The sequence below is a fragment of the Winogradskyella wandonensis genome (assembly GCF_004346845.1).
Classification (GTDB): domain Bacteria; phylum Bacteroidota; class Bacteroidia; order Flavobacteriales; family Flavobacteriaceae; genus Winogradskyella; species Winogradskyella wandonensis.
This window is the reverse complement of the sequence record NZ_SMGI01000003.1, coordinates 1-13,144: the sequence shown is the minus strand read 5'-3', so window position 1 is coordinate 13,144 and position 13,144 is coordinate 1. Positions and strand designations below refer to the sequence as shown.

The following is a 13,144-nucleotide window of genomic DNA, read 5'->3' as shown; positions in this document are numbered from 1 at the left end:
GCACCAAAAATAGAAGATTATCAGGGGTTGACAAAAAGAGATTATAGTCATTTATTAACGATTTAATGGATTTGCTAACAATTTTAAATCTTATTTCTAACTTATGAGTAGGAGTTATTTATATTTGCGCTTTCACATCTATTTTAAATGAATTTTACAAGAATTGCAGCTGATAAGAATAGTAAAGCTAGGGCAGGAGAAATAACTACGGACCATGGAAAAATTGAGACGCCTATATTTATGCCAGTCGGTACAGTTGCAACTGTAAAGGGTGTTCATCAAAGAGAATTGAAGAATGATATCAATCCAGATATTATTCTTGGCAATACCTATCACTTGTACTTGCGCCCCCAAACACAAATTTTAGAAAAGGCAGGCGGTTTGCATAAGTTTATGAATTGGGATAGAAATATTCTTACCGATTCTGGAGGTTATCAGGTATATTCGCTATCAGCTAATAGAAAGATTAAAGAAGAAGGTGTAAAATTTAAATCACATATAGATGGTAGTATGCATTTATTTACACCAGAGAATGTTATGGAAATTCAACGTTCAATAGGTGCAGATATTATTATGGCGTTCGATGAGTGTACACCTTATCCTTGTGATTATAAATATGCGCAACGGTCAATGCATATGACGCATCGTTGGTTAGAACGTTGTTTAACACATCTTAAAAAGACGCCTTTTAAGTACGATTATTCTCAAGCCTTTTTTCCAATCGTACAAGGAAGTACCTATAAAGATTTGAGAAAACAATCTGCAGAATATATTGCAGGAGTTGGAGCAGAAGGTAACGCCATAGGTGGTTTGTCCGTAGGCGAGCCTGCAGAAGAGATGTATGCCATGACCGATGTTGTTTGTGACATTTTACCAGAAGATAAACCAAGATATTTAATGGGCGTTGGTACACCAATCAATATTTTAGAGAATATTGCGTTAGGTGTAGATATGTTCGATTGTGTCATGCCAACTCGTAATGCCAGAAACGGAATGTTATTTACAGCTCATGGCACAATAAATATTAAAAATAGAAAATGGGCAGATGATTTTTCGCCTATCGACGAAATGGGAATCACCTTTGTAGATACAGAATATAGCAAGGCATACCTAAAACATTTATTTTCGGTAAACGAATTATTAGGAAAGCAAATAGCAACAATACATAACTTAGGTTTCTATTTATGGTTAGTAAGAGAAGCTAGAAAGCATATTATTGAAGGAGATTTTAGAACATGGAAAGACAAAATGGTAAAACAAATGGATAAGCGTTTGTAAGTAATGAAAATATTAGATTGGTACATACTTAAGCGCTATTTGTTTACATTTTTAATGATGTTATTGCTGTTTATACCTATAGCAATAATGGTGCATATGGCCGAAAAAATAGGCAAGATCTTAAGTAATGATGTACCTTTTGACGAATTAGCAATGTACCTTTTAAATTTTACTATTTATTTTGCTAATCTTCTTTTTCCGTTATTTTTATTTCTATCTGTAATTTTCTTTACCTCCAAATTAGCAAATAATACAGAAATTGTAGCGTTTCTTAGTTCTGGAGTTTCGTTTACAAGATTTCTTAGACCTTATTTAATAGGTGCAACAATTGTAGCTTTTTTAGCCTTGATGCTAGGGATGATTTTAGCTCCTAAAGCAAGTAAAGGTTTTAATGAGTTTAGATATAAGTACCTTTCAAGAAATAAGAATATTCAAGATACCCAAGATGTGTATAGAAGATTATCCGATAATGAAATTGTATACGTAAGTAATTTTGATCCTAAGAGTAAAAATGGACAGAATTTCACTTTGGAATACTTAGAAGATAATAAACTTAAATACAAGATTTTTGCTAATAATATTCGTTATGTTGAAGAAGATTCGTTGTACAGACTCAGTAGATATTATAAGCGAGTGTATGACACTAATGGCAATGTAACTGTAGAGAGTGAAAACAGCATAGATTTAAAATTTTCTTTCGATGTCGATGATTTAACACCAGTTAATTATATTGCTGAGACAAAACCTTATGGCGAATTAGTAGATTTTATTGATAAAGAAAAGAGGCGTGGTTCGCCTAATATAGGTCGATACGAAGTTGTAAAATATAAAAAATGGAGCTTGCCAGTTTCTGTTTTCATTCTAACAATCATTGCTGTTGCTGTATCTTCTGTTAAACGAAGAGGCGGAATGGGAATTAATTTGGCTATTGGTATCACAATAGCAATGGTCTTTGTGTTTTTCGATAAAATATTCGGTGTATTAGCAGAGCAAGCTAATTTTTCTCCATTAATAGCGGTTTGGTTTCCAAATGTTGTTTTTGGTATTTTAGCATTATATCTATTAAACAATGCCAGACGCTAGTATAAAGCATTATCTTCATTTACATTTTTTGGTTTTTATAGCTGGTTTTACGGCTATTTTAGGAGAGCTTATTTCTATAGGTTCTTTTGCTTTGGTATGGTATAGAATGTTAATAGCAGGTATTCTAATGTATGGGTACATTAGAATAACAAAGAAGAATTTAAGAATTACTAAGCGACTCTTATTTCAATTAAGCATTGCTGGATTAATCATAGCCGCACATTGGATTACGTTTTTCGAGGCTATTAATCAATCGAATGTATCCATAACTTTAGCCATGTTTTCGTCTGGCGCTTTCTTTGCATCATTTGTGGAGCCTTTAATCTTCAAGCGGAGAATTTTGTATTATGAGATTTTATTTGGAATTATAGTGATAATTGGAATTTTTCTAATCACACAAGGCGAACTTAAATACATTAATGGTATTATTTTGGGTTTATCATCAGCACTTTTTTCAACCTTATTCGCCGTCATCAATGGTAAACTTATAAGAAAGCACAAGGCTAGTGTCATTTCTTTTTATGAGTTCGTAAGCGGAGTTATTTGCATAAGTGTTTGTATAATTTTGTTTTATGACGGTTTTGATGTTGCTTTTTTTACATTATCGAATAACGATTGGATTTATCTTATAATTCTAGCCTCAATTTGTACAGCTTATGCTTTCATTGCCGCGGTGGAAATCATGAAATACATTTCGCCCTTTACAGTAATCCTTAGTTACAACTTAGAGCCTGTATACGGAATTATTTTAGCGCTTTTATTTTTTCCTGATAAAGAGAAAATGTCTCCTCAATTTTATATCGGTGCTATCATAGTTATTTGCGCAGTTGTTTTTGATGCTTTACTGAAGAATTATCGCAAAAAGAAACGTACTTAATTTAATTTATCATATTAAAATAGCCCATAGCTAAGTTGTAATTTATATTTTTGTCATCTAACTAAATAAACTAATTTCAAATTGTATGGAATATTTAGAGTTTGAATTACCGATAAAAGAACTAGAAGACCAATTGCAAAAATGCAGAATTATTGGCGATGAAAGTGAAGTAGACGTTACAGAAACCTGCAAGCAAATAGAGAAAAAACTAGAGGATACCAAGAAAGATATCTATAAAAATCTTACCGCTTGGCAACGTGTACAGTTGTCAAGGCATCCAGATAGACCTTATACATTAGACCATATAAAAGCGTTGTGTGGCGACAGCTTTTTAGAACTTCATGGCGATAGAAATGTGAAGGACGATAAAGCAATGATTGGTGGTTTAGGTAAAATAGGAGACCAGAGCTATATGTTTATTGGTCAGCAAAAAGGATACAATACAAAAACTAGGCAGTATAGAAATTTTGGGATGTCTAATCCTGAAGGCTATAGAAAAGCGTTGCGCTTAATGAAGTCTGCAGAAAAGTTTGGAATTCCTGTAGTTACTTTAATCGATACACCGGGAGCCTATCCGGGTTTTGAAGCCGAAGAAAGAGGTCAAGGTGAGGCTATTGCGCGAAACATTTTGGAAATGACAAGACTAAAAGTGCCTATCATCACCATTATTATTGGCGAAGGTGCATCAGGAGGTGCATTAGGTATTGGTGTTGGTGACAAAGTATTAATGTTAGAAAACACCTGGTATTCTGTAATTTCTCCGGAGTCTTGCTCTTCTATTTTATGGCGCAGTTGGGAGTACAAAGAACAAGCGGCAGAAGCTCTTAAGCTTACCGCTAAAGACATGAAGCGAATGAAGTTGGTAGACCAGATTATTAAAGAACCATTAGGAGGAGCTCATAAGGATAGAGAAAAAACATTTTTGGCAGTACAAAACGCCATTGTTAAAACTTACGACGAGCTTAAAAACTTATCACCAAAAGATTTAATAAATAACCGAATGGAGAAGTATAGTAATATGGGCGTTTATAAATCTTAAGTCCAACAAAACATAGACTAACGGAAAGACTGAAGTTTTTTACTTCAGTTTTTTTGGCTCTATTAACAATATATTCGAGTTATTAACAGTTAATTTGTTAATGAAGTGTTGATGATTGCATAGTCTCTAAACCATAGAAATTAAAGTATTTATTTACTTTCGTAAACCTTGAAAACGATGACTCATTTTTATCGTATTTCAGCGCATAACAACTAACTGCAAAATCAAAGATTAATAAAAAAATCAATCACTATAAATGAAACAACCTAACCCAGTACAAGGCTATAAAGTTGACAAAAGTTCTATTATTAGTCTAGAAAAAGGAAAAATTCCACCTCAAGCTTTAGACCTAGAAGAGGTTGTACTTGGTGCCATGATGATTGATAAAAAAGGTGTGGATGAGGTTATTGATATTCTTAGCCCGGACGCTTTCTATAAACAAGCACATCGAGATATATTTGAAGCCATTTTTAAACTTTTTGAAAATAGCGAACCTGTTGACTTATTAACAGTTTCTACGCAATTGCGAAAAGACGGAAAGTTAGATGCTGTAGGTGGTGATTTTTATCTCATCTCTTTAACACAACGTGTTTCTTCGTCTGCCCATATAGAGTTCCATGCGCGTATTATTCTTCAAAAGTATATTCAGCGTAGCCTTATAAAAATTTCAAACGAAATTATTGAGGAAGCCTATGATGAAGGTAAGGATGTTTTTGATCTTTTGGATAATGCCGAAGCTAAACTCTACGAAGTTACTCAAGGCAATGTAAAGAAATCAACAGAGACAGCTCAAAGCTTAGTAATTCAAGCTAAGAAAAAAATTGAAGAAATATCTAATAAAGAAGGACTCAGTGGTATACCATCAGGATTTGATAAGTTAGATAAGTTAACCTCGGGCTGGCAGCCATCCGATTTAATTATTGTTGCAGCACGTCCAGGTATGGGTAAAACGGCCTTGACCTTAACAATGGCCCGTAATATTGCTGTAAATAGTAATATTCCTGTGGCATTCTTCTCTTTAGAGATGTCTTCAGTACAACTTATTACACGTTTAATTTCTAGTGAAACGGGTTTGTCTTCAGAAAAACTGAGAACAGGAAAATTAGAAAAACACGAATGGGAGCAACTTAATGTAAAAGTAAAAACGTTAGAAAAAGCCCCACTATTTATCGATGACACACCGTCACTATCTATTTTCGATTTACGTGCTAAAGCTAGAAGACTTTCGTCTCAGTATGGTATAAAGATGATAATTATTGATTACTTGCAATTAATGACGGGTGGTGGAAGCCAAAAAGGAGGAAACAGAGAACAAGAAATCTCAATGATTTCTCGTAATCTTAAGGCTTTAGCTAAAGAATTAAATGTTCCTGTAATTGCGTTATCTCAATTGTCTCGTGCTGTAGAAACTCGTGGCGGAAGTAAACGACCATTATTATCGGATTTACGTGAATCTGGAGCTATAGAACAAGATGCGGATATTGTATCGTTTATATACCGTCCAGAGTATTACAAGATTGACGAGTGGGATGACGAAGAACGTTCGCCAACAGAAGGTCAGGGTGAATTTATTGTTGCAAAGCACAGAAATGGTGGTTTAGATAATATTAGACTTAAATTTATAGGACATCTAGGTAAGTTCGATAATTTAGATGACTTTGATACGCCTTTCGAGTTTCAGTCTAAATTAAATGCTGCTGCCAACGATGATACATTTAAAACGGATAATTTTCCTTCAGCAAGCGATGCTTTTGATGCACCAGACGATGATGGTGTACCATTCTAATTTTATCATTTTTTTCAGATAATTTATTTAATATAAGAGTTAGCTTTGTTCTATGCTTAACGAAAGACGAACAACCAATATTTTACTACTTATAATCGTAATACCTATCGTATTTTATTTACTTAAGGTATTATCTTTTATTTTTATTCCATTAATATTTTCAATGTTTATTGCATTATTGTTTTTACCATTAATGCGTTGGTTAGGCCGAAAAAATATCCCAAAGTTTTTTAGTATTATCATTGTTTTGCTTCTTGTTGCCGGTGGATTAAAAATAGGAATAGAACTTATACAGTTATCCAGTAAGGAAATATTAGCAAACAACTCAGAGTTTCTTGATAAAGCCGAGCCAAAAATTGAAAGCCTAAAGACATATCTGTCTTCTAGTTTTGGCATAGAGGTAGCTTCTAATAAAAATGTTTTAGCACAGTTTTTTCAAAAAGAGAATATTGGAAATACTATAGGATTTCTGCGAAAATTCTTGACCATGTTGTTAATGACGGCTTTTTTTGTGGTCCTTTGGTTAGCAGAATCAATAAATGTCCACACTTTAATTAACAATACCCTTTTACGACAAAAATACACATCCATAAAAGCGTTTATGAAAATTGAAAAGGACTTAATAAAATTTATTAAAGTCAAGTTTTTAGTTAGTGCTTTAACAGGATTATTTACCGGTTTAATGTGTGTGTTCTTCGATGTAAGTTTTCCAATATTCTGGGGATTATTTGCATTTGCGATAAATTTTGTTCAGATGGTAGGTTCGTTTGTATCTGTAATTTTACTATCGATATTTGCATTTGTAGAATTAGACACAACTAGTATCTTATTGTTTTTTATGTTGTCCATTACACTTGTTCAAGTAGTTTTTGGAGCCATTTTAGAGCCAATTTTTATGGGAAAATCATTTTCAATAAATATTATTGCGGTCCTAGTAATGTTGATGTTCTGGGGATTTTTATGGGGAATTCCTGGATTAATTATGGCAATTCCAATAACTGTTTTTCTAAAGATTATTTTAGAACAATTTCAATCCACCAGAATTATTGCCAGTTTGCTTTCTGGAAAGCAGACAACAATAGAAGATATTTAGAATCTATTAATTCTTAAAAGAATAATAAAGGCTTAATCTCCGAATTAAATTTTAGTTATCTTTCAAATCAAATTATTAACAGATTGAAACGATTTCTTTTACTTTTTACTATTATTTTTTGTACTACTTGGGCTCATGCGTCATACATTCTGGTGCCTATGGATGCAGAAACTCAAGAAAATCATTTAAAAGCCTATGGTGTAACCTATTGGACCTTGGAGCGAAATTTAAAAGTAAAATGGTTGCTAAATTACAGAGGTGGGTCTTTTTTATTACCAGATGCAGATATTATTAGAAGAGAATGCCAAATAAGAGGTGTCTCTTTTGAATTAATATCAGACGCCCAAGCAGAGCAAATCTTAGACGAGATTGCTAGTCCTGCTGTAAATCAAGAAGCCGTTGTACTAGAAAAAGCACCAAAAATCGCTGTTTATACGCCGTACGGGAAACAACCTTGGGATGATGCGGTGACCATGGTTTTGACCTATGCCGAAATTCCTTATGAAACTATTTATGATGAAGAAGTTCTTAAAGACGGATTATTACTTTACGATTGGTTGCATCTACATCATGAAGATTTTACGGGGCAATACGGAAAATTTTACAGAACATATCGTTCTGCAGCATGGTACATAGAAGAAAAAAAAGAGGCCGAAGCGTTAGCTAGAAAGTTAGGTTATAATAAAGTATCTGAAGCTAAATTAGATGTCGCTCTTAAGATTAGAAATTATGTTGCTGGTGGCGGATTTATGTTTGCTATGTGTTCAGCCACAGATAGTTTTGATATTGCTTTGTCTGCTGAAGGTGTGGATATCTGTGAACCGATGTTCGATGGCGATGGTAGTGACCCTGGTTATCAAAACAAAATAGACTATAGTAAAACCTTTGCTTTTAAAGATTTTATATTAGAGAGAAATCCTAATATTTATGAGTTTTCTTCAATAGATATGACGCGTAAAAGAAGAATTCCGAAAGAAACAGATTATTTTTCTCTAATGGAATATTCGGCCAAATGGGATCCAATTCCAACCATGTTAACGCAGAACCATACGGCTTTGGTAAAAGGCTTTATGGGACAAACAACGTCGTTTACAAGAGAACAAATAAAGTCTAATGTTTTAGTTATGGGAGAAAATAAGACTAATGGCGAGGCTAAGTACATCCATGGTATTAAAGGAAAAGGTTTTTTTACCTTCTATGGCGGTCATGATCCAGAAGATTATACGCACCGAGTAGGTGACCCAAAAACAGAATTAGACTTACATCCCACATCTCCTGGATATAGGCTAATACTTAATAATGTCTTGTTTCCTGCTGCTAAAAAGAAAAAGCAGAAGACTTAATAAGCTTCAATGTCCAATAGCACTAAATCTTTTTTACGACTTTTTTTAATATCTACTATTTTTTGGGTAGGCGCATTTATACTATTTACTGCGATACGGTATAATGGTCTTGAATCAGAATTGTCTCTATTTACTGATGATGTTTTAGACTTGCCTTTAAGAGCTTATTTTGAAGGTGCTATTATCGTAGGGCTAATTGTAAGTCTATTTTATGCGATTATAGAATTTTTATTCGACAGGTTTAGTAAGCGTCTTGTCCTAGGACTAAGTATTATACTTAAATCTATTATCTATTTTATACTTATCATAGTTGTGCTAAGTCTTACCTCTTTTTATTTAGAAGAACTAACAGATTTAGATTTGCCAAACGAAATAGGGTGGTGGCGGAAGGACCCATTTTTTTGGATTACTGTTATATACTTTGTTATAGCATCAATAGTATTTTCCTTAATTCGTATAGCTAATGGAAGATTCGGTAGAGGAAATTTTTTGCAAGTTCTTGTAGGTCAGTATAAAAAACCAAAAGAACAAGAAAACGTTTTAATGTTTTTAGATTTAAAGGACTCTACTAAAATAGCAGAGCAATTGGGACATAAAATGTATAGTCAATTTATACAAGATTGCTTTTTAGACTTGAACATAACGCTAAATCGTTTTGAAGCTGAAGTTTATCAATACGTCGGTGATGAAGCAGTCATTTATTGGAGAGGGAAAAGTGGATTTAGAAATAATAATTGTATTAACATGTTTTTTGCTTTTCAGAAAAGATTAGAAAAAAGACGTAGTTATTTTGAAAAGAAGTATAATTTCTGGCCTGTTTTTAAAGCAGGTGTGCACTTTGGAAAGTTAATGGTAGCAGAGATTGGTACAGTAAAAAAAGATTTAGCATTTCATGGTGACGTAATAAACACCGCTTCCAGAATTCAAAGTTTATGTAATAAGTTTAATAAGTCTTTACTGCTTTCTGAGTCTGTAATGGAAAATTTGAACATTTCTCCTTCTCATTTTCAGCTATTAGCACAAGATATGGAGCTTAAAGGAAAGTCAGAAAGGCTTAAGATTTATGCAATTCAATAATACAAACAAAAAACCCACTCATTTAAGTGGGTTTTTCTAAGCGAAATGTTGTTATTAATTTGGCTAAAAGCCTTATTTAACTTTGTTTACTATAGCTTCAAAAGCCTCAGGGTGATTCATAGCTAAATCTGCAAGAACCTTACGATTCAATTCAATATTATTAGCTTTTAATTTCCCCATGAATTTCGAATAGCTCATCCCATGTTGTCTTGCACCTGCGTTAATACGCATAATCCATAATGCACGGAATGTTCTTTTTTTGTTTCTGCGGTCTCTGTACGAGTATTGCATCGCTTTATCTACCGCATTTTTTGCTACTGTCCAAACGTTTTTACGTCTTCCCCAGTAGCCTTTTGCTTGCTTAAGAACCTTTTTTCTTCTAGCTCTCTTTGCAACTGAATTTACTGATCTTGGCATTTCTTTAATTGTTTTTTGTAGTAGGCGACCACTATGGTACTTGCTAAATAATTTTGCCTAACTCCAGGGTTTATAAAATAATTTTAACCGATTAAAACTATATTACTTTAAACGTAACATGGTTTTAATGTTGTCTTCGTCAGCCTTATGTACTAATGTATCATGAGTTAACGCTAGCTTACGCTTTTTAGATTTTTTTGTCAAAATATGACTCTTAAAAGCGTGCTTTCTTTTAATCTTACCAGTGCCAGTTAGTTTGAAACGTTTCTTAGCACTTGATTTGGTTTTCATTTTAGGCATTTTCTCCTATTATTTAATTACGTTTCGCTTATTATCTTAAAACCGAATCTCTTTCGGCTACTTTTTACTTTTTCTTTGGAGCGATAAACATAATCATACGTTTACCTTCTAATTTTGGCATTTGTTCTACTTTACCAAACTCCTCTAAATCCTGAGCAAGTCTTAATAGTAATATCTGTCCTTGCTCTTTAAACACAATAGAGCGTCCTTTAAAAAACACAAAAGCCTTAAGCTTTGCACCATCTTTTAAAAACTTTTCTGCGTGTTTCTTTTTAAATTCGTAGTCATGGTCATCAGTTTGTGGTCCAAATCTAATTTCCTTAACTACAACTTTGGTGGCTTTAGACTTTAAAGCCTTTTCGCGTTTCTTTTGCTCATAAAGAAACTTTTTATAGTCCATAACTTTGCAGACAGGCGGATTAGCGTTTGGCGAAATCTCTACTAAATCTAACCCTTGTTCATCTGCTATGTCCAAGGCTTTGCGTGTAGGATATACACCTATTTCTACATTGTCTCCGACAAGCCTTACCTCTTCGGATCTAATTTTTCCGTTTATTCTGTGCTTGTCCTCTTGGACTACACGTCTGCTGAAATTTTTTCTTCTACGTATTGCTATGGCTTATAAATTTTAATTAAACTTCTTTTATTTGAAAGTTTTAAGACTTTCGTTTATTTGCTTTTTTACTATTGCTGAGAAAGCTTCTACACTTATTGTGCCAAGATCCTCACCACCGTGCGCCCTTACCGTTATTGTATTGTCTTTCTCTTCTTGCTCGCCAACAATAATCATAAACGGATACTTCTGCATTTCGGCTTCCCGAATTTTCTTGCCTACAGTCTCGTTTCTATTATCTGCGAGGGCGCGAATTTCGTCATTTTCTAGCAAATTTAAAACTTTTTCAGCGTATTTTTCATATTTCTCACTGATTGATAAGACAATAGCTTGCTCAGGCATTAGCCAAAGCGGAAAATTACCTCCTGTATGTTCTAGTAAAATAGCTACAAAGCGCTCCATACTTCCAAAAGGTGCACGGTGAATCATTACAGGTCTATGCAACTCATTATCACTTCCTTTATAAGTTAAATCAAAACGTTCTGGCAAGTTATAATCTACTTGGATTGTTCCCAATTGCCATTGGCGACCAAGAGCATCTTTCACCATAAAATCTAATTTAGGTCCATAAAATGCGGCTTCACCTTCTTCAACAACAAAATTGAGACCTTTATCTTTTGCTGCATTAAGAATTGCATTTTCTGCTTTTTCCCAATTTTCAACACTCCCAATGTATTTTTCAGGATTTTTTGGGTCTCTAATAGAAACCTGAGCTGTAAAGTTTTCAAATCCTAAAGAACCAAACACATAAAGTACTAGGTCAATAACTTCTTTAAACTCTCTATCTAGTTGGTCTGGTGTACAGAAAATATGCGCATCATCTTGAGTAAAGCCTCTTACACGGGTTAAGCCATGCAGTTCACCACTTTGTTCGTATCTGTATACTGTACCAAACTCGGCATAACGCTTTGGTAACTCTTTATAAGAAAATGGTCGCGTATTATATATCTCACAATGATGTGGACAGTTCATCGGTTTCAACAAAAATTCTTCACCTTCGTTGGGCGTGCTTATAGGTTGAAAGCTATCTTCGCCATATTTTGCATAATGTCCAGAAGTTTCATAAAGTTCTTTTTGTCCTATATGCGGTGTAACGACCATTTCGTAGCCTGCTTTTTTCTGAGCAGCTTTCAAGAAATTTTCTAGACGTTCTCTTAGCGCAGCTCCTTTTGGTAGCCATAGTGGTAGACCTTGACCAACTTTTTGAGAAAATGTAAAAAGCTCGAGTTCTTTTCCTAGTTTTCTATGGTCGCGTTTCTTTGCTTCTTCTAATAAATGTAAATATTCAGTGAGTTCTTTTTGTTTAGGGAAAGAGATACCATATACACGTGTCAGTTGTTTTTCATTTTCGTCACCTTTGTAATACGCTCCAGCAACGCTTAATATCTTTACAGCCTTAATAAGCCCTGTATTAGGGATATGTCCACCGCGACATAAATCTGTAAATGTAGAATGGTCGCAAAAACTAATGGTACCGTCTTCAAGATTTTCTATCAAATCCACCTTGTACTCATTTTTACCCTCGTAAATGGCTAGTGCATCCGCTTTAGAAACAGAGCGCATCTTAAAATCGTACTTGCCGCGAGCGATTTCAAGCATTTTATTTTCAATTTGCTTAAAATCCTTTTCAGAAATAGAGCCTTCTCCTAAATCAACGTCATAATAAAAACCATTTTCAATTGCAGGTCCTACCCAAAGTTTTACACCAGGATATAGTTCTTCTAAAGCTTGTGCAAGTACGTGGGCAGAAGAATGCCAAAAGGCTTTTTTACCATCATCATCACGCCATGTATATAATATAAGACTACCGTCGGTGGTCAATGGAGTGGTGGTTTCAATAACTGTATTATTGAATTTTGCAGATATAACATTACGGGCAAATCCCTCGCTAATATCTACAGCCACTTCATAAGGTGTTACACCTTTATTAAAAGTGCGCACCGAACCGTCAGGTAGAGTAATTTGTATCATTATATTTTATAAGTTTTTAATAACTGACAAATATATAGGTATATCAGGAACTAGCAAAGTATAGGAGATAATAACTGTGTAATATTCTTTTTATAGCGTTCCCCTAGAGGGTCGGGCTTTCCGTTCCAAGTCCTCGCAAGTCTACCAAAAGGATTTGGTGGACTTACTGTGGGCTATCCACTACAATCCCTAACGCGGGCTTAATCATTAATCAGTTTATTAAACGGAAGTTTAGGTCAATGAGTTAACATAAGGCAAATTTTAATT

Annotated in this window: 12 protein-coding genes; 8 read left to right on the top strand and 4 right to left on the bottom strand. The window is 34.0% G+C overall.

Annotation, left to right across the window (positions count from 1 at the left end):
* Positions 1-147: 147 nt before the first annotated feature.
* The 8 genes from tgt (at position 148) to DFQ05_RS09220 (ending at position 9,576) form a co-directional block, all read left to right on the top strand.
* Positions 148-1,278 carry a tRNA guanosine(34) transglycosylase Tgt gene (gene tgt / locus DFQ05_RS09255; protein WP_132705133.1) on the top strand — a complete coding sequence of 377 codons (1,131 nt, stop codon included), beginning with the start codon at positions 148-150 and terminating at the stop codon, positions 1,276-1,278.
* A 3-nt stretch (positions 1,279-1,281) separates the two neighbouring features.
* The gene (locus tag DFQ05_RS09250; RefSeq protein WP_132705132.1) at positions 1,282-2,361 is read left to right on the top strand and encodes an LptF/LptG family permease; all 1,080 of its coding nucleotides are present in this window, start codon (positions 1,282-1,284) and stop codon (positions 2,359-2,361) included.
* Positions 2,348-3,238, top strand: coding sequence for a DMT family transporter (locus tag DFQ05_RS09245; RefSeq protein WP_132705131.1), 891 nt, complete (start codon positions 2,348-2,350; stop codon positions 3,236-3,238). Before DFQ05_RS09250 ends, DFQ05_RS09245 begins: the two co-directional genes overlap by 14 nt.
* 85 nt (positions 3,239-3,323) lie before the next feature.
* Positions 3,324-4,277 carry an acetyl-CoA carboxylase carboxyltransferase subunit alpha gene (locus DFQ05_RS09240; protein WP_132705130.1) on the top strand — a complete coding sequence of 318 codons (954 nt, stop codon included), beginning with the start codon at positions 3,324-3,326 and terminating at the stop codon, positions 4,275-4,277.
* Between the two features lie 256 nt (positions 4,278-4,533).
* Positions 4,534-6,063, top strand: a complete 1,530-nt coding sequence (dnaB, locus tag DFQ05_RS09235) for a replicative DNA helicase (RefSeq protein ID WP_132705129.1) — start codon at positions 4,534-4,536, stop codon at positions 6,061-6,063.
* Between the two features lie 52 nt (positions 6,064-6,115).
* On the top strand, positions 6,116-7,156 hold the full coding sequence (locus DFQ05_RS09230) for an AI-2E family transporter (protein WP_132705128.1): 1,041 nt from the start codon (positions 6,116-6,118) through the stop codon (positions 7,154-7,156).
* Positions 7,157-7,314: 158 nt separating this feature from the next.
* Positions 7,315-8,499: an asparagine synthetase B gene (locus DFQ05_RS09225; RefSeq protein WP_132705425.1), complete on the top strand. Its 1,185-nt coding sequence runs from the start codon at positions 7,315-7,317 to the stop codon at positions 8,497-8,499.
* Between the two features lie 9 nt (positions 8,500-8,508).
* Positions 8,509-9,576 (top strand): adenylate/guanylate cyclase domain-containing protein, encoded by a 1,068-nt coding sequence (locus tag DFQ05_RS09220; protein ID WP_132705127.1) that lies wholly within the window; start codon positions 8,509-8,511, stop codon positions 9,574-9,576.
* A 72-nt stretch (positions 9,577-9,648) separates the two neighbouring features.
* On the opposite strand, the gene rplT is transcribed toward DFQ05_RS09220, so the two are convergent.
* The 4 genes from rplT to thrS all read right to left on the bottom strand — a co-directional run bounded on the left by rplT (position 9,649) and on the right by thrS (position 12,877).
* The gene (gene rplT / locus DFQ05_RS09215; RefSeq protein WP_073081329.1) at positions 9,649-9,993 is read right to left on the bottom strand and encodes a 50S ribosomal protein L20; all 345 of its coding nucleotides are present in this window, start codon (positions 9,991-9,993) and stop codon (positions 9,649-9,651) included.
* Positions 9,994-10,095: 102 nt separating this feature from the next.
* Positions 10,096-10,293: a 50S ribosomal protein L35 gene (rpmI, locus tag DFQ05_RS09210; protein ID WP_019388182.1), complete on the bottom strand. Its 198-nt coding sequence runs from the start codon at positions 10,291-10,293 to the stop codon at positions 10,096-10,098.
* A 64-nt stretch (positions 10,294-10,357) separates the two neighbouring features.
* Positions 10,358-10,909, bottom strand: a complete 552-nt coding sequence (infC, locus tag DFQ05_RS09205) for a translation initiation factor IF-3 (RefSeq protein ID WP_199221994.1) — start codon at positions 10,907-10,909, stop codon at positions 10,358-10,360.
* Between the two features lie 27 nt (positions 10,910-10,936).
* Positions 10,937-12,877, bottom strand: a complete 1,941-nt coding sequence (gene thrS, locus DFQ05_RS09200) for a threonine--tRNA ligase (protein ID WP_132705125.1) — start codon at positions 12,875-12,877, stop codon at positions 10,937-10,939.
* Positions 12,878-13,144: the final 267 nt, after the last annotated feature.